The sequence below is a fragment of the Bacillus thuringiensis genome, assembly GCF_022095615.2.
In the GTDB taxonomy this organism is placed as follows: domain Bacteria; phylum Bacillota; class Bacilli; order Bacillales; family Bacillaceae_G; genus Bacillus_A; species Bacillus_A cereus_AG.
In genome coordinates this window covers 4,276,459-4,294,156 of record NZ_CP155559.1, presented here as the reverse complement: position 1 = coordinate 4,294,156, position 17,698 = coordinate 4,276,459, and the positions used below count along the sequence as shown (strand labels likewise).

Here is a 17,698-nt window from a genome sequence, read left to right as displayed (position 1 = left end):
TATGAAAGAAAGGCGGGGCAATGATGAAAGTAAATAAAAAACAAGTTATCAAATTATTAGAGACAATCGGTCTTTTTATGGAACTAAAGGGCGCGAATCCATTTAAAATTTCTGCATTTCGTAAAGCGGCAGCAGCACTAGAGAGTGATGATCGTAGTCTTTCTGAGATTGAAGATTTCACGAAGATTCCGGGCATCGGAAAAGGAACAGCAGCAGTTATTCAAGAATATATAGAATCGGGAACATCTGAAGTATTACAAGAGCTTGAGAAAGAAGTGCCAAGTAGCTTATTACCGTTATTAAAATTACCAGGCCTTGGTGGTAAAAAGGTAGCTAAGTTATATAAAGAACTTGGTGTTGTTGATATGGAATCGCTAAAAGCGGTTTGTGAGGAAAATAAAGTACAAGCTTTAGCAGGTTTCGGTAAGAAGACAGAAGAGAAAATATTAGAAGCAATCGATCAAGTAGGATCTCGTCCAGAGCGTTTACCAATCGCAATGGTATTGCCTATTGCCGGGGAAATAGAGGAGAAATTGTCGAATATTGCTGAAGTAATTCGTTTCTCTCGCGCTGGTAGTTTGCGCCGCGTTCGTGAAACAGTGAAAGATTTAGACTTTATCATTGCAACGACAGAACCAGCTGTAGTACGTGAGCATTTACTGCAATTTGATAATATGATTGAAGTAATCGCGAGCGGGGATACGAAAGTTTCTGTTCGTCTTCAATACGAATATGATATTTCAATTGATTTCCGTTTAGTAAAACCAGAAGAGTTTATTACAACTCTTCACCATTTCACAGGATCAAAAGACCATAACGTAAAAATGCGTCAAATCGCAAAAGATAAAGGCCAGAAAATTAGTGAGTACGGTGTAGAGAACTTGGAAACAGGTGAAATGAAAACATTTGAGACGGAAGAAGAATTCTTTGCTCATTTCGGTCTTCCATTTATCCCACCAGAAGTGCGTGAAGATGGAAAAGAAATTGAATTAATTAAAGAATATCCGAACTTAATTCAGTTCTCTGATATACAAGGTGATTTACATATGCATACAACGTGGAGTGACGGTGCCTTTTCGATTGAGGAAATGGTACAGGCATGTCGTGCTCGTGGTTATAAATTTATGGCAATTACCGACCATTCACAATACTTAAAAGTAGCGAATGGTTTAACGAAAGAACGCCTTCGTGAACAGGCGAAAGAAATTGAACGCATGAATGAAAAGTATCCAGACATTACAATTTTACGCGGAATTGAAATGGACATTTTACCGGATGCCTCGCTTGATTTTGATGATGAAGTATTAGCAGAATTAGATTATGTAATTGGAGCGATTCACTCTAGCTTCTCACAAGACCGTGAAACGATTATGAAACGTCTTCGCGCTGCACTAGAGAATAAACATGTCACAATGATTGCCCATCCGACAGGACGTCTTCTTGGGCGTCGTGAGGGTTATGATGTAGATACAGATTTATTAATCGAACTCGCAAAAGAGACAAATACAGTTTTAGAATTAAATGCGAATCCAAACCGTCTAGATTTAAGCGCGAAATTATTAAAACAAGCACAAGATGCTGGTGTAAAAGTAGCGATTAATACGGATGCTCATACACTTGAAATGTTAGAAGATATGGAAACAGGTGTAGCAGCAGCACGTAAAGGTTGGATTCAAAAAGATAACGTGATTAACACGTGGGATATTGAACGTTTATTAGACTATATTAAACGTAATAAGTAACACAAGGGGGACCTGCAACATGTTAGAAAGAACGTTGCGTGTATTAGAATACAATAAAGTAAAAGAACAATTACTTGAACATACAGCCTCTTCACTTGGTCGTGACAAAGTGAAGAATTTAGTGCCAAGCACTGATTTTGAAGAAATTGTAGAAATGCAAGATACAACGGATGAAGCAGCGAAAGTCATTCGTTTAAAAGGTAGTGCACCATTAGGTGGTATTACGGATATTCGCTCAAATGTGAAGCGTGCAAAGATTGGAAGTATGTTAAGCCCGAATGAACTACTTGATATTGCCAATACGATGTATGGTAGTCGCAATATGAAACGTTTCATTGAAGATATGGTTGATAATGGTGTTGAGCTTCCCATTTTAGAAACTCATGTCGCTCAAATTGTATCTTTATATGATTTAGAAAAGAAAATTACAAATTGTATCGGTGATGGCGGTGAAGTAGTCGATAGCGCAAGTGATAAACTGCGTGGTATTCGTACTCAAATTCGTACTGCGGAGAGCCGTATTCGTGAAAAGTTAGAAAACATGACGCGTTCTTCAAACGCGCAAAAAATGCTGTCTGACTCGATTGTAACGATTCGTAATGAACGTTACGTAATCCCGGTAAAACAAGAATACCGCGGCGTATATGGTGGTATTGTTCACGATCAATCAGCTTCTGGGCAAACGTTATTTATTGAACCACAAGTCATTGTAGAATTAAATAACGCACTTCAAGAAGCACGTGTGAAAGAAAAACAAGAAATCGAACGCATCTTATTGATGTTAACAGAAGAAGTGGCAGTAGAAGCCGATATCGTTTTATCAAACGTAGAAGTAGTTGCAAATCTTGATTTCATCTTTGCGAAAGCTTTCTATGCGAAGCGTATTAAAGCAACGAAACCAATCGTAAATAACGAGCGTTATATGGATTTAAGACAAGCACGTCATCCGCTTATCGATCCAGAAATTATCGTGCCAAATAATATTATGCTCGGTAAAGATTTCACGACAATTGTTATTACAGGACCGAATACAGGTGGTAAAACAGTTACGTTGAAAACAGTTGGTATTTGTGTATTAATGGCGCAGTCTGGTCTTCACATTCCAGTAATGGATGAGTCAGAGATTTGTGTATTTAAACATATCTTTGCTGATATCGGTGATGAGCAATCGATTGAACAAAGTTTAAGTACGTTCTCCTCACATATGGTGAACATTGTTGATATTTTAGAAAAAGCTGATTTTGAAAGCTTAGTTTTATTCGATGAATTAGGTGCTGGAACAGACCCGCAAGAAGGGGCTGCACTAGCCATTTCAATTTTAGATGAAGTATGTAATCGTGGTGCTCGCGTTGTTGCAACGACGCATTACCCAGAATTAAAAGCATACGGATATAACCGTGAGCAAGTTATTAATGCGAGCGTTGAGTTTGACGTGAATACATTAAGCCCAACGTATAAATTATTAATCGGTGTACCAGGGCGTAGTAATGCCTTTGAAATTTCGAAGCGCCTTGGATTATCTGATCGCGTGATTGATCAAGCTCGTAACCACATTAGTACAGATACAAACAAAATTGAAAATATGATTGCGAAGTTAGAAGAAAGTCAAAAGAATGCAGAACGTGACTGGAACGAAGCAGAAGCACTTCGTAAGCAATCTGAAAAACTGCATCGCGAATTACAGCGTCAAATTATTGAATTTAATGATGAGCGCGATGAAAAATTATTAAAAGCGCAAAAAGAAGGGGAAGAAAAAGTCGAAGCTGCAAAGAAAGAAGCAGAAGGCATTATTCAAGAACTTCGTCAATTGCGTAAAGCACAGCTTATAAACGTGAAAGACCATGAGCTTATTGAAGCAAAGAGCCGTCTAGAAGGTGCGGCGCCAGAGCTTGTGAAGAAACAAAAAGTAAACGTGAAAAACACAGCGCCAAAACAACAATTACGCGCAGGTGATGAAGTAAAAGTGTTAACGTTCGGTCAAAAAGGTCAATTGCTTGAAAAAGTAAGTGATACAGAGTGGAGCGTACAAATTGGTATTCTGAAGATGAAAGTGAAAGAATCCAATATGGAATACATTAATACACCGAAGCAAACTGAGAAAAAAGCAGTCGCAAGTGTGAAGGGTAGAGATTATCACGTTTCGTTAGAGCTTGATCTTCGCGGTGAACGTTATGAAGATGCAATGATGCGCGTTGAAAAATATTTAGACGATGCACAGCTTGCAAGCTATCCGCGCGTATCAATTATTCACGGTAAAGGAACAGGAGCGCTTCGCCAAGGTGTACAAGATTACTTGAAGAAGCATCGCGGTGTGAAAAACTACCGCTACGGTGACATGGGCGAGGGAGGCCTAGGCGTAACAGTTGTCGAATTAAAATAGCAAACAACCAAACAAAGGGGAAACCATTATATGTTTATGGACAAACTTGCAAAAGTATTGTTAGCTTGTTGCGGAATATTTTTGGTGATTGGGGTTATTTATTTAGTTGTTTTTGCGAAGTAAACGAGCGTCAATCGTGGCATAATTATATTGCCATAGATTGACGCTTTTAATATATATGAAAAGGAATATGCTATGAAAATCAACCAATACATAAGCGAAGCAAAATCCTGCTCAAGACGCGAAACAGACCGCCTTATTAAAGCTGGATGCGTAACTATTAACGGTGAAATATGTACGCACGGTGCACTTGTGAGCGATGGTGATGTTGTAACGATTGATGGACAGGTTATTGCAAAAGAAGAGAAAGAAAAGGTGTATATCGCCTTTCATAAACCAGTTGGTATTACTTGCACAGCAGCTGATCATATTGAAGATAACATTATTGATTATATCAATTATCCAGAGAGAATCTTTCCAGTTGGACGATTAGATAAAGCATCGGAAGGACTTATTTTATTAACGAATGATGGCGCGATTGCGAATCAAATTTTACACGGAGATCATGAGCATGAGAAAGAATATGTTGTTACTGTTGATAAGCCGTTTACAGATTGGTTTATTGATGAGATGTCTAGCGGTGTAAAGATTAAAGATGGCATGACGAAGCCGTGTAAAGTGACGAGAGTGGATCAGTCTACATTCCGCATCGTTTTAACGCAAGGGATGAACAGACAAATTCGTAGAATGAGCCGTGCTTTCGGGTTTACTGTGACAAAACTAAAGCGAGAACGCATTATGAATATAGAGCTAAATGATCTTGAAGTAGGAAAGTGGCGAGACATTACAGCTGAAGAATTAGAATTATTAATAGGACAGCTATAGGGAGGGGGAATTTTCTCCCTATATTTTTTTGTCAGAAAAAATAAAACTATTGATTTTTTAAAAAATAGCCCATATAATAAAAAACAACAAGTTTCGACAAGATATTTTATAAAAGTAATGATGAGGACATGAGTTGTTTTCTACGATTCTCAGAGAGGGAAGCCTTAGGCTGTGAGCTTCCTAATACGAAAAGACAATCTTACCACCTCTAAACTTCAAGAGTGAACTGCATGCATGATGCATTGTAATTCTTGGCGGATAAAACCGTTATCAATTTACACGAGCTATAAAATGAGCTTATTTCGTTATAAATTCATTTTATTAGAATAAGGGTGGAACCACGATTTCAACACTCGTCCCTTTGTTAGGGACGGGTGTTTTTTGCGTTCTTTTACGGGGAAGTATGCTTGAAAGAGGATATGTGACGGATTTTAATTCAGAATATTTTGTTAATATAAAAATATTTAGGAGGTTAGTAGAAATGAAATCATCTTTAAAGTTTTCTGAGATGTTTGCAATAAGTTTAATGTTATTTGCACTATTTTTTGGTGCAGGTAATATGATTTTCCCACCAGCGTTAGGACAAGGTGCTGGAACAGATGTATGGATTGCGTTGTTTGGTTTTATCGTAACAGGCGTTGGATTGCCTTTATTAGGAGTAATTGTTATAGCTCTAAAGGGAGATATAAATGAGTTAGCAGGGCGTGTACATCCTATATTTGCACTTGTTTTTATCACTGCAATTTATTTATGTTTAGGCGTATTCGTAAGTGTGCCGCGTACAGGAACTGTTGCTTATGAAATGAGTGTTGCACCGTTTTTACCAAGTGAGATAGCTGGTCAATCGTATCCACTTGTTATCTTTACATTTATTTTCTTTGCAGTAACTTTCTATTTAGCTTTAAACCCATCGAAATTAGTGGGCCGCATCGGTAAAGTGTTAACTCCAATTTTATTAGCTGTTATTGCAATTATCGTAGTAAAAGCACTTATTACACCAATTGGAGAATTTGGTGCACCGACAGAAGCATATAGTGCTCCGCTCTTTAAAGGTTTTATTGATGGATATTTAACTTTAGATGGACTTGCAGCACTTGTTTTCGGAAATGTTGTTATTAATGCTTTAAAAGCAAAAGGTGTTACAAATAAGAACAGCATTGCAAAAGTAACAATCTTTGCAGGATTTATTGCAGCACTAGGTTTGCTACTTGTTTATTTAGCACTTGCTTATCTGGGAGCTTCTAGTGTGTCTCTTGGAATGGGAGCAAACGGAGGTATTATTTTAACAAACGTTGTAAATCATTTATTTGGTAGTTACGGAACTTTATTATTAGGAATTGCAATTTCAGCAGCATGTTTAACAACTTCTGTAGGTATTGTTGCTGCTTGTGGAGAATATTTCTCTTCTTTATTACCGAAGCTTTCTTATCAAAAAGTTATTTTCATTTTCTGTGTGTTAGCATTTATGGTAGCAAATCTTGGCTTAACTCAGTTGAACGCATTAGCATTACCGATTCTAATTGCAATTTATCCAATTGGTATCGTGCTGATCGTATTATCACTCGTTGAAAATTACGTTCGCCTTCCATTAGCGATGTATGTAGGCGGTATTATAGGAGCGTTCGCAATTAGCTTCTTTGATGGATTGCACAATGCGAATCTGCAAATTGCAGCATTAGCACCTATTTTAGATAAGATTCCATTATATAGTGTAGGCATTGGTTGGTTAGTTCCAGGCATAATCGGTATAGGATTTGGTTATATAGTTTCTAAGTTTCAAAAGCAGGAAATTGCTGTAGAAAAATAGAGTAAAGAGGCTTTCTATGAAAGAAAGCCTCTTTTTTTGTAGAAAAAGCCGCATATAGAGAGATTTAGATATTTAAAATTTTATACGTAATATAGTTGACAAAAAATTTATGAGTAGGCTAAGATTGACTTAGTTGTGGAAATATTGGAAGGAAAGTGAGGAGTGAAAGGTATAAAGTTTTCTATAACGATATCATTTTTGTAAATAGAGGTGATAGAGTAGGAAAATGGATAGTTTTATTTTTTTTGAGATTCATTGAGAATGATAATCAACAAAAAAGATAGGGACGTATGTTAAAATGTGAATCGCTCTTTATACGGAATAGAGAGGGATATTATTTTTAACATCAAGTGAGAATGATAATCAATAATATCTACAGTACATAAATAAATTACAATTACATAATGGTAGAGGATTATTATTTTTTTCTTATAAATTGAGAATAATTATCATTTTCAAAAAGTATGGATGAAAGATAAACAAGGAGGAAGTAAGCCAAATGAGAAAGATTTCTGTATTACCCGCTTTTATTATAACGTTCGTATGTATGCTAGCTTTTCTTGTCATGCCATATGGGAAAGTTTCAGCACAACTAGCTGACGGTACTTATGATATTAACTATGTCATTCAAAAAGCGGAAAATGATTCAGCTTCAATGGCAAATGATTATTTTGAAAAACCAGCTAAGTTAGTTGTGAAAAATGGTGAGATGAGAGTACAAATTCCGATGAATCATAGTGCTTGGATTACAGAATTTAAAGCACCTGAGAACGGAAATTTTATTGATGCAAAAGTTGTTAGTAAAGATGAATCAGCAGATAAAAGAACTGTAGAGTTTAAAATAGACGATTTATCTAAACCAGCAGCTGCAAAAATTCACGTTGTTGTACCAAACGTAAATTATGACCATAATTACACAATTCGCTTTGCGTTTGATGCAAATGTAAAAGCGGTAGGTGGAGAAAATAAAACAACTGCTGCAACAAAGAATAATGATCAAACAAAAACAGAGACAAAATTAAAGGAAGAAGTGAAGAAAGAAGAGGGTAAAGAAGCAAATAAAGAAGCAAATAAAGAGGCGAACAAAGGAACAAATGAAAGTGGAAAAGCTGAAAAAACAGATAATCCAAAAACAGGTGATGAAGCACGCATCGGATTATTTGCAGCGTTAATTCTTATTTCAGGTATCTTCTTAATTCGTAAAGTGAAGTTAAATAAATAAATCTTTTGAAGGGCGATGAATATATGTTTAAACAATTTAAAATGATTATTGCCGTATTTGCTGTTTTATTTACGTTTCTAGCAACACTAGGTTTACAAGATGCAAAGGCTGCAACAAAATTGGCTGATGGAAAATATAATATTGCTTTTACTGTATGGAAAGGCGATAAAGATGAATCTTCTAGAATGAATAGTTATTTTGAAAGTCCGGCAACATTAACAGTTAAAGATGGAAAACAATATGTTTCATTCAAAGTGAAAGATAGTACTTCTATTAAAAGTTTACAAGTAGAAAAAAATGGTCAATTCATAGAAGCTACTGTGTTAAGTGAAAATACAAAAGAGAATACTAGAGTTGTAGAATTTGAAGTTGCTGACTTGTCAAAAAAACTAAATGGCAAGGTGAAAATTAATATCCCAATTATTAATTATAATGCTTCATATGATATTCGTTTTGTATTTGATGGGAACAGTATTAAATAATTAAAAAATTTTCAAAAGGGAGAGTCGTTCCATTGAACAGGTATGTAAAAATTATTGTTGCTATGTTTTTAATGGTATTTACATTCGTATCAACATTACAACCACTTGCAGTTCAAGCAGCTACCCAGTTGGCTGACGGTGAATATTCAATTGGGTTCAAAGTTCTTAAGGACACATCAGATGAAGAATCTATGATGAATCAATACTCTGTAAGTCCAGGAACTTTAAAAGTGAAGGATGGGAAGAAGAAGGTATCCTTTACGTTAGAACATAGTTCATGGATTACAAAGTTTGAAACAGAAAAAGCAGGTCAGTTTGTTGCGACAAATGTAATTAGTGAAGATAAAGAAAAAGATACAAGAGTAGTAGAATTTGAAGTGGACGATGTAGAGAAGGTATTAAATGCGAAAGTAAAAGTAGACATAGACTTTTTAAATTATCATCATGACTATGATGTGCGCATTGCATTTGATCAAAATAGCATTACACCAATTCATGTAGAACAACCGAATGAAAAAGAGGACCCAGCTAATAAGCCAGATCCAAATGAAAAACCAGATCCAAGTCAGAAGCCCGACCAAAAGCCTGACCCAGATCAACAACCAAATTCTAACACAATTACAGATGGAGAGTACAGCATTCCATTTAAAGTGTTAAAAGATCAAACAGATGAAGAATCTAAGATGAATACTTACATGGTAAATCCAGGAGTATTAAAAGTAGAGAACGGTAAGAAAAAAGCGCTTGTAACATTAACAAGTAGCTCATTAATTAAAAATTTCCAAACGGAAAAAGATGGCGCATTTGCTGATGCAAAAGTAGTGAGTGAAGATAAAGAAAAAGATACAAGAGTAGTAGAATTTGAAGTGGGTGATGTATCTAAAAAGCTAAATGCAAAAGTGTTTATTGAAATGGCATCAAGAAATTATAAACAAACACATGAGGTACAGCTTTTATTTAACCAAGAAAAACTTGAGCCAATTAAAAATGAAGAGAAACAACCGGATGAAGATAAAAAGCCGGAAGTAGAAAAACCAAATGTTGAAACAATTACAGATGGAGAGTACAGCATTCCATTTAAAGTGTTAAAAGATAAGACAGATGAAGAATCTAGAATGAAAGACAAGGTAATAAGTCCAGCAGTATTAAAAGTAGAAAACGGTAAGAAAAAAGCGACTGTAACATTAACAGATAACGCATCAATTAAAAATTTCCAAACAGAAAAAGATGGTTCATTTGTTGATGCAAAAGTAGTAAGTGAAGATAAAGAGAAAAATACAAGAGTAGTAGAATTTGAAGTAGACAGTTTATCTAAAAAGTTAAATACAAAAGTATTTATTGAAGTGGCATCACAAAATTATAAACAAACGCATGAATTACAACTTCAATTTAATCAAGAAAAACTTGAGCCAATTAAGGACGAAGAAAAGCAACCAGACGGTGATAAAAAGCCAGAAGTAGAAAAGCCAGATGGAAACAAGAATCCAGATGCTGAAACAATTAAAGACGGCGAATACAGCATCAATTTCAAAGCTTTAAAAGATCAAACAGAAGAAATTTCAATGATGAACACGTATACGAAGAGTCCGGGCGTGTTAAAGGTGAAAGATGGTAAAAAATATGTATCATTCACATTAACGAATAGTGCATGGATTACAAAGTTTGAATTTGAGAAAAATGGTTCGTTCGTTGATGCGAGTGTATTAAGTGAAGATAAAAAAGCTGATACACGCGTAGTGGAAGTAGAAGTAGATGATGTATCTAAAAAGTTAAATGCAAAAGTAAAAGTAGATATCGATTCAATGAATTATCATCATTTCTATGACATTCAATTTGCATTTGATAAAGGTAGCATTAAACCGTTAGACAACCAAGGCGGAAATGACAATCAAGGTGGAAACAATAACCAAGGCGGAAACAATAACCAAGGCGGAAACAACAACCAAGGCGGAAACGATAACCAAGGCGGAAACAATAACCAAGGTGGAAACGATAACCAAGGCGGGAACAATAACCAAGGTGGAAACAATAACCAAAATAATAACACAATCATTGATCCAAAAGCTCTTAAAGATGGTGAATACAGTATTGGTTTTAAAGTTTTAAAAGATCAAACAGAAGAAATTTCAATGATGAACACATATACAAAGAGTCCAGCTGTACTAAAAGTGAAAGATGGTAAGAAGTATGTATCATTTACATTAACGAACAGTACATGGATTACAAAATTTGAGTTTGAAAAGAATGGTTCTTTTGTTAACGCAAAAGTGTTAAGTGAGAATAAAGAGAAAAATACAAGAGTAGTAGAGTTAGAAGTAGATGATTTATCGAAAAAATTAAATGCAAAAGTAAAAGTAGATATTGATGCGATGAATTATCACCATTTCTACGATGTTCAATTTGTATTTGATCAAGATAGTATTAAAGTTTTAGGTAACCAAGGCGGAAGCAATAACCAAGGCGGAAACGGTAACCAAGGCGGAAACGATAACCAAGGCGGAAACGGTAACCAAGGCGGAAATAATCAACCAAAAGTAATAGTTGATCCGAAAAATTTAGTGGATGGTCAATATGACATTCCATTTAAAGTGTTAAAAGATAAAACAAATGAGCTTTCAAAGATGCATGACTATACTGTACATCCAGCAAAATTAATCGTTAAAGATGGTAAAAAATACATTGAGATGACGTTGAAAAATAGTGCATGGATTACAAAATTCCAAACGGAAAATAACAGTCTTTTTGCTGACGCGAAAGTAGTAAGCGAAGATAAAAATGCAAATACGAGAGTAGTGCAATTTGAAGTAAGTGATTTATTTGCAAAATTAAATGCAAAAGTAAAAGTTGATATCAACGAAATGAACTACCATCATTTCTACGATGTCCAAATTCAATTTGATACAAATAACATTGGTGCGTTAGGAACGATTAAAGAGGATCCAAAAAAAGATCCGAACAATCCAGTGATTACACCGAAAGTAGATAATGTAAAAAAAGTAGATAATCCTGACTTTAACCGAAATGCAGATGATAAGAAGAAAAAAGAAGATCAAAAAAATGATTCAAAAAAAGAGAAAAACTCAAAAACAGCAGATACAGCACAACTAGGTTTATACATGGTGCTACTACTTGGATCACTTGTTTTACTCGTTCGTAAATATAGAGCAGGTAGATTGTAATTTTTGAAGTCTTGATGCATGCTCGCATGCATCAAGACTTGTTTCATATTGTTTGGAAAGGAGTGGTGATTGAGAGTGAAGAAAATTACAAGTGTACTAATGGCTATCATTTTATTAGTGAGTATAGCTGGATGCTCGGCACCCAAAAAAGAAGTAGCAAAACAGGTGAAAAGTGAAAGTAAAGAGAGAATTGTTGCAACGACAGTTGCTGTTACTGAAATTATGGATGCGTTAGAAGTAGATTTAATTGGTGTTCCAACCAGTACGAAAGATTTACCAAAGAGATATAAAGGTTTACCTGAAGTCGGGAATCCGATGAGTCCTGATATGGAAAAGGTAAAATCATTAAAGCCGTCAGAAGTATTATCCGTGACAACACTTGAATATGAATTAAAGCCAGTTTTTGATGGCGTGGGCACGAAAGCAAACTTTTTAGACTTAACAAGCTTGAAAAATATGCAAAATTCCATTAGCGATTTAGGTAAGCAATATGGACGCGAAAAGCAGGCTGAAGCAGTTGTAACGAAGTTAGATAACAAGGTTGCAGAGATTAAAAAAGCAGTAAAAGGAAAGAAAGAACCGACAGTACTTATTTTATTAGGTGTACCAGGGAGTTATTTAGTGGCAACAGAGCATTCTTATATTGGAGATTTAGTGAAACAATTAGGTGGTAAAAATATTGTGCAAGGTGAACAAGTAGAATATTTAGCTTCTAATACAGAGTATTTAAAGAAAGCTGATCCAGATATTATTTTACGAGCAGCTCATGGCATGCCTGATGAAGTTGTAAAAATGTTTGATAAAGAATTTAAAACAAATGACATTTGGAAGCACTTCGCTGCGGTTAAAAATAACCGTGTTTACGATTTAGAAGAGCGTTTATTTGGAACGACAGGCAATTTAGCAGCAATTGAAGCGTTAGATGAATTGAAAAAAATGATGTATCCGTGATGCATTTTAATATAAAGGAAGAGTGGAATGAATAAAAAAACTTGGAGTTTCCTCATTGTTACTGCATTGCTTATTGTTATGACATCATTGTCAGCGATGAAAGGGAGTTTAGAAATAGGGATAGTGGACCTTGTACAAGGGATATTTACAGGGGGGAATGAAGATGTTGAAGTGATTAAAGATTTACGTTTCCCGCGCATTATTATTGCACTATTTACTGGAGCAGCTCTGGCCGTTTCAGGTGTGCTTTTTCAAGCTGTTATGAAAAATCCACTTGCTGACGCTGGTGTAATCGGGATATCTTCAGGAGCAAGTTTTATGACACTTGTTATTATTACGTTATTCCCGCAATTTTTTTTCTGGACACCAGTATTCGCCTTTTTAGGTGGTGCGTTCGCATGTTATCTCGTTTATGCATTTTCGTGGAAGTCAGGGTTAAGTCCACTTCGTATTATTTTAGTTGGTATAGCTATTAATGCGATGTTCACTGGATTAAATGAATCATTCATAACGATTTGCGGATATTTCATTAAGAGTATTAAGCAAACGACGACTTCTAACATAACGATGAAGACGTGGGGCGATGTAGAAATAATGGTTACGTATGGAACAATTGGTCTTATTCTTGCTCTATTTGTAGGAGCTTGGTGTAATTTATTATCGTTACAAGATAAGACTGCGAAAAACTTAGGTTTGCATGTGACGAGAGTTCGTCTTATTATCTCTGCTATTGCGGTACTTTTAGCGGCAGTATCAACAGCGATTGCAGGAGTTATTGCTTTCGTAGGATTACTTGTTCCGCACATTTCAAGACAATTAGTCGGTTCAGATCATAAAGTATTAATTCCATTTTCTGCTCTTGCAGGAGCGTTATTAATTTTGACGGCGGATACGATTGGAAGGTTAATCGTGCCACCTAACGAAATTCCAGCGGCGACGATTATGGCGGTTATTGGTGGCCCATTCTTAATATTCTTGCTTAGAAAGAGTGATAAAGTTCATGGAAATTAAAAATGTAACCTTTTCGTATGATAATGTAACGGATCGATTAAAGTCGGTTAGTAGTGAAATAGAACTTGGTAAAATTACAACAATTATTGGTCCAAACGGTTGTGGGAAATCGACATTACTTGGCGTGATGTCAAGAAATCACGATCCTCGTAGCGGAGAGGTAATACTGGATGGAAAGGCGATTAGTCAATATAAACCGAAAGAGTTTGCTAGAAAGTTAGCCGTTGTCCACCAACAAAATGAAGCGCCGGCAGATATGACGGTGGAGAAATTAACAAGTTTTGGTCGTATGCCTCATAAAAATATCTTTTCCGCGCAAACTGATGAAGATAGAGAAGCAATCGAAAGGGCTTTAGCATGTACGAATTTGTTAAGTAAACGAGATAAAGAGATTCATGCTTTATCTGGTGGAGAAAGACAACGTGTTTGGATTGCCATGACGTTAGCTCAGAAAACACCAATGCTCTTTTTAGATGAACCGACAACCTATTTAGATATTTATTATCAGCTTGAAATATTAGAGCTAGTAAAAGAGTTAAATGAAGTACATGGATTGACGATCGTTATGGTATTACACGATATTAATCAGGCAATTCGCTATAGTGATCATATTATCGTTATGAAAGACGGCGAAATTGTTACGAAAGGTAAGCCAAATGATGTTGTGACAGAAAGTATGATAAAAACGATATACGGTGTAGATGTCGTTGTAAAGCAAGATGAAGATACAGGGTTGTATATGGTTCCAATGGGTATTTAAATATGTGAACAATCCGTTTTGAGGTGATAATTTGAGTAGTAAAAAAGAACGGAAGAAGAATTCTTTTTTTCAACGAATACTTACAGTTGTTTTTTTAGGTACCTTTTTCTATTCAGTATACGAATTAGGTGATATTTTCATGGATTACTATGAAAATCGTAAAGTAATGGCCGAAGCACAAAATATTTATGAAAAAAGTCCGATGGAAGAGCAATCACAAGACGGGGAAGTGCGTAAGCAGTTCAAAGCTCTGCAGCAAATTAACCAAGAAATAGTTGGATGGATTACGATGGAAGATACACAAATTAATTATCCAATCGTTCAAGCGAAAGACAATGATTACTATTTATTTCGTAATTATAAAGGTGAAGATATGAGAGCAGGAAGCATTTTTATGGACTATCGTAATGATGTGAAATCTCAAAATCGAAATACTATTTTATATGGTCACCGTATGAAAGATGGTTCTATGTTTGGAAGTTTAAAGAAAATGTTAGATGAAGATTTCTTCAGGTCGCATCGTAAGTTATATTACGATACATTATTTGAAGGATATGATCTTGAAGTGTTCTCGGTGTATACAACAACAACTGATTTTTATTACATTGAAACGGATTTTAGCAGTGATATGGAATACACATCATTTTTGGAGAAAATTCAAGGGAAATCGCTGTACAAAACGGATACAAAATTGACAGCAAGTGATCAAATCGTAACACTTTCGACGTGCGACTATGTACTCGACCCGGAAGCAGGAAGGTTAGTCGTGCATGCGAAACTAGTAAAAAGACAGTAAATAAAAAAGTATAGAGTATGAGAAGTGGTAACACTTCTCATACTCTATACTTAAAAAAAGAACTATGTTTACTGTGCTGCAGCCATTGGCATACGTACAACTTCAACATTGTAGTAAGTGATTTTATTATCAAGAATATAATCTGGCATCCCGCCTTGATGTGAGTGAGCATCTTTAAATGCTGAGCTCTTCGTCCAACCTTGGAAATCTTCTTTTGCATTCCAGCGTGTGCTAATTGTTACTTCATCATAATCAACTGTATTTTGCGTTAGAAGAACTTCTAATCCTAAAAAGCCTGGCATTGTTTCGACTTGACCTACTTTATTAAAACGATCAATTAATTTATGTCCATTTCCCTTTGTAATTTTAGCTGTATTTGTAACAATAATCATGTTTTATTCCTCCTATAAATGTATCCTTTATTTTCGAGAACTCATATACATTAAATGATAATGAAAATCATTATCATTGTCAATGGTGATTTTAAATTATGATAATATTTTTTGTGGAAGTACGGTTTCCTCCTGTTGAATGTGTTGACTATATATTTAACTTGATTATATATTATGTAAATATAATTAATTGAAAATATGTAGAAGTAGAGAATGTTTATACTTTGCTGTCGCAATACTATGAACAAGGAGGATATTATGGCCGAATCACTTTTACTTAGTATCGTTATTATTATTACGTTAGGTATTGCTTCACAATGGACTGCATGGCGTTTCCAGCTCCCTGCTATTGTTGTTATGGCGGTTGCTGGATTATTAATTGGTCCAGTTTTCGGTATTATTAATCCAAAAGAGGTGCTTGGAGATGTTTTTAGTCCGCTCGTATCACTCTCTGTTGCAATTATATTGTTTGAGGGTAGTTTAAGTTTAGATATACGTGAGCTGAGGGGACTATCAAAACCAGTATTTCGTATCGTTACGTTAGGTGCGTTTATTGCGTGGATTGCTGGCTCACTTGCAGCTCATTACGTCGCTGGATTAGATTGGGCGGTTGCATTTATTATTGGAGGCCTCTTTATTGTGACAGGCCCAACGGTAATTATTCCGTTGTTACGCCAAGCAAGATTAAAGCCAAGAACAGCTGCAATTTTAAAATGGGAAGGAATTATTGTTGATCCATTTGGAGCTTTGCTTGCTGTATTTGCCTTTCAAATTGTAAATTTTTTAACGAAAGAAAGTGTACAATTACATACGTTACTGTATTTCTTTGCTGGTTCATTATTCGCAATGGTGCTTGGATATGCTTTTAGTATTTTTATGAGCTATATGATTTTAAAAGGGAAAGTGCCAGAATATTTAAAGGCACCGATTTTGCTCGTTACGGTATTGTTATGCTTCGGCATTGCGGATGAAGTGATGCATGAAACAGGTATGCTAGCTGTAACAGTAATGGGGATTACACTTGCACGGATGAAGAAATATATTTCCTCTATCGGTGATATTCGTCATTTTAACGAAAATATTTCAGTGCTACTAACGTCGACCGTTTTTATTATATTAACAGCATCGCTCCCAAGGACGACTATTATGGAGATTTTCAGCTGGCCTATTATAAGCTTTGTACTTATGATGCTATTTGTTGTACGACCTTTATCGATTTGGGTATCGACAATTGGTACAGAGTTAACAAAATCAGAACGGGCGCTAGTTGGCTGGATTGCGCCGCGTGGTATTGTTGCATTAACTGTCTCTAGTTATTTTGCGACGGAGTTATTACAAGAAGGCTATAAAGATGCTTCTATATTAACGGCACTTACATTTGCACTTGTTATTACGACAGTTTGTGCTCATGGATTCTCTATCGGATTTTTAGCAAAGAAATTAGGATTGGCGAATACAGAGCCACCAGGAATCTTAATTTCAGGAGCGAGTACATTCTCATCTGCCTTTGCATCACACTGTAAAGAGATGGGGATTCCAAGCTTGATCGTAGATGTATCAGAAGAACATTTACAATGTGCAAAAGTGAAAGGGGTTAAGACCTATAATGGTCAAATTCTCTCAGAACAGTTACAATTTGAAGTAGACATGAATCAGTATGAATATTTAATTGCAGTAACTGATACAGATTCTTATAACGTCTTAGTCGCAAATACGTATGTTCCGCAGTTCGGACATCATAATACATTCCTACTCCCAATTCATGATGTGGGGAAAATTGAGCAAGAGCGTATTTCTCTTTCGAAAAAAGCGCATTTACTGTTTGGTCAAAATGAAATTTACGAAGAGTTAAATCGGAAAATTGAAGATGGGTATAACTTTAAAACGATACAAGTTACAGAAGAAGAAAAGATAAACAAGGAAGTAAGGGATTCGAAAGATATACTTTTATTTATTCGTCATAGTGACGGTAGTCTCACTTTTTCAACATTGTATAAATATATAACCGTCATGCCAGGAGATGAGCTAGTTGTACTAGCAAAGCAATAATATGGTATAGTGAAACGAGGCTGTTTTTTAGCCTCTTTTTTA

At 35.5% G+C, this 17,698-nt stretch carries 13 protein-coding genes and 1 other annotated feature; of the genes, 12 read left to right on the top strand and 1 reads right to left on the bottom strand.

Annotated elements, in window-relative coordinates; all coding sequences use genetic code 11:
• Positions 1-23 precede the first annotated feature (23 nt).
• The 11 genes from polX (at position 24) to srtB (ending at position 15,215) form a co-directional block, all read left to right on the top strand.
• Positions 24-1,742 (top strand): DNA polymerase/3'-5' exonuclease PolX, encoded by a 1,719-nt coding sequence (polX, locus tag KZZ19_RS22205; RefSeq protein WP_237981677.1) that lies wholly within the window; start codon positions 24-26, stop codon positions 1,740-1,742.
• Positions 1,743-1,761: 19 nt separating this feature from the next.
• The gene (locus tag KZZ19_RS22200; RefSeq protein ID WP_237981676.1) at positions 1,762-4,122 is read left to right on the top strand and encodes an endonuclease MutS2; all 2,361 of its coding nucleotides are present in this window, start codon (positions 1,762-1,764) and stop codon (positions 4,120-4,122) included.
• Positions 4,123-4,317: 195 nt separating this feature from the next.
• Positions 4,318-5,007 (top strand): 23S rRNA pseudouridine(2604) synthase RluF, encoded by a 690-nt coding sequence (locus KZZ19_RS22195; RefSeq protein WP_088097932.1) that lies wholly within the window; start codon positions 4,318-4,320, stop codon positions 5,005-5,007.
• A 108-nt stretch (positions 5,008-5,115) separates the two neighbouring features.
• Positions 5,116-5,371 (top strand) — a binding site (T-box leader).
• A 117-nt stretch (positions 5,372-5,488) separates the two neighbouring features.
• The gene (gene brnQ6, locus KZZ19_RS22190) at positions 5,489-6,814 is read left to right on the top strand and encodes a branched-chain amino acid transport system II carrier protein BrnQ6 (protein ID WP_088097931.1); all 1,326 of its coding nucleotides are present in this window, start codon (positions 5,489-5,491) and stop codon (positions 6,812-6,814) included.
• Between the two features lie 499 nt (positions 6,815-7,313).
• Positions 7,314-8,036, top strand: coding sequence for a heme uptake protein IsdC (isdC, locus tag KZZ19_RS22185; RefSeq protein WP_237981675.1), 723 nt, complete (start codon positions 7,314-7,316; stop codon positions 8,034-8,036).
• Positions 8,037-8,059: 23 nt separating this feature from the next.
• The gene (locus tag KZZ19_RS22180) at positions 8,060-8,518 is read left to right on the top strand and encodes an NEAT domain-containing protein (RefSeq protein WP_237981674.1); all 459 of its coding nucleotides are present in this window, start codon (positions 8,060-8,062) and stop codon (positions 8,516-8,518) included.
• 32 nt (positions 8,519-8,550) lie between these two features.
• The gene (locus tag KZZ19_RS22175) at positions 8,551-11,697 is read left to right on the top strand and encodes an NEAT domain-containing protein (protein ID WP_237981673.1); all 3,147 of its coding nucleotides are present in this window, start codon (positions 8,551-8,553) and stop codon (positions 11,695-11,697) included.
• A 69-nt stretch (positions 11,698-11,766) separates the two neighbouring features.
• Positions 11,767-12,648, top strand: a complete 882-nt coding sequence (isdE, locus tag KZZ19_RS22170) for a heme ABC transporter substrate-binding protein IsdE (RefSeq protein ID WP_237981672.1) — start codon at positions 11,767-11,769, stop codon at positions 12,646-12,648.
• Positions 12,649-12,675: 27 nt separating this feature from the next.
• Positions 12,676-13,659 carry a FecCD family ABC transporter permease gene (locus KZZ19_RS22165; protein ID WP_237981671.1) on the top strand — a complete coding sequence of 328 codons (984 nt, stop codon included), beginning with the start codon at positions 12,676-12,678 and terminating at the stop codon, positions 13,657-13,659.
• Entirely contained in the window at positions 13,649-14,419 is a 771-nt protein-coding gene (locus tag KZZ19_RS22160; protein WP_237981670.1) for an ABC transporter ATP-binding protein, read from the top strand. Before KZZ19_RS22165 ends, KZZ19_RS22160 begins: the two co-directional genes overlap by 11 nt.
• 31 nt (positions 14,420-14,450) lie before the next feature.
• On the top strand, positions 14,451-15,215 hold the full coding sequence (srtB, locus tag KZZ19_RS22155; RefSeq protein WP_237981669.1) for a class B sortase: 765 nt from the start codon (positions 14,451-14,453) through the stop codon (positions 15,213-15,215).
• 68 nt (positions 15,216-15,283) lie between these two features.
• Here srtB and isdG read toward each other — a convergent pair whose 3' ends face one another.
• Complete coding sequence (isdG, locus tag KZZ19_RS22150) at positions 15,284-15,607, bottom strand: heme oxygenase (RefSeq protein WP_087968424.1); 324 nt, start codon at positions 15,605-15,607, stop codon at positions 15,284-15,286.
• A gap of 258 nt (positions 15,608-15,865) precedes the next feature.
• Here isdG and KZZ19_RS22145 point away from each other — a divergent pair, with 258 nt between their 5' ends.
• The gene (locus tag KZZ19_RS22145) at positions 15,866-17,656 is read left to right on the top strand and encodes a cation:proton antiporter (RefSeq protein ID WP_237981668.1); all 1,791 of its coding nucleotides are present in this window, start codon (positions 15,866-15,868) and stop codon (positions 17,654-17,656) included.
• The last annotated feature ends 42 nt before the right edge of the window (positions 17,657-17,698 follow it).

Bases quoted from the DNA above. Each gene is read 5' to 3' on its own strand.
- brnQ6 (WP_088097931.1), top strand. From the start codon at position 5,489: ATGAAATCATCTTTAAAGTTTTCTGAGATGTTTGCAATAAGTTTAATG.
- KZZ19_RS22145 (WP_237981668.1), top strand. From the start codon at position 15,866: ATGGCCGAATCACTTTTACTTAGTATCGTTATTATTATTACGTTAGGT.
- KZZ19_RS22195 (WP_088097932.1), top strand. From the start codon at position 4,318: ATGAAAATCAACCAATACATAAGCGAAGCAAAATCCTGCTCAAGACGC.
- KZZ19_RS22160 (WP_237981670.1), top strand. From the start codon at position 13,649: ATGGAAATTAAAAATGTAACCTTTTCGTATGATAATGTAACGGATCGA.
- KZZ19_RS22200 (WP_237981676.1), top strand. From the start codon at position 1,762: ATGTTAGAAAGAACGTTGCGTGTATTAGAATACAATAAAGTAAAAGAA.
- polX (WP_237981677.1), top strand. From the start codon at position 24: ATGAAAGTAAATAAAAAACAAGTTATCAAATTATTAGAGACAATCGGT.
- KZZ19_RS22165 (WP_237981671.1), top strand. From the start codon at position 12,676: ATGAATAAAAAAACTTGGAGTTTCCTCATTGTTACTGCATTGCTTATT.
- isdC (WP_237981675.1), top strand. From the start codon at position 7,314: ATGAGAAAGATTTCTGTATTACCCGCTTTTATTATAACGTTCGTATGT.
- isdG (WP_087968424.1), bottom strand. From the start codon at position 15,607: ATGATTATTGTTACAAATACAGCTAAAATTACAAAGGGAAATGGACAT.
- KZZ19_RS22180 (WP_237981674.1), top strand. From the start codon at position 8,060: ATGTTTAAACAATTTAAAATGATTATTGCCGTATTTGCTGTTTTATTT.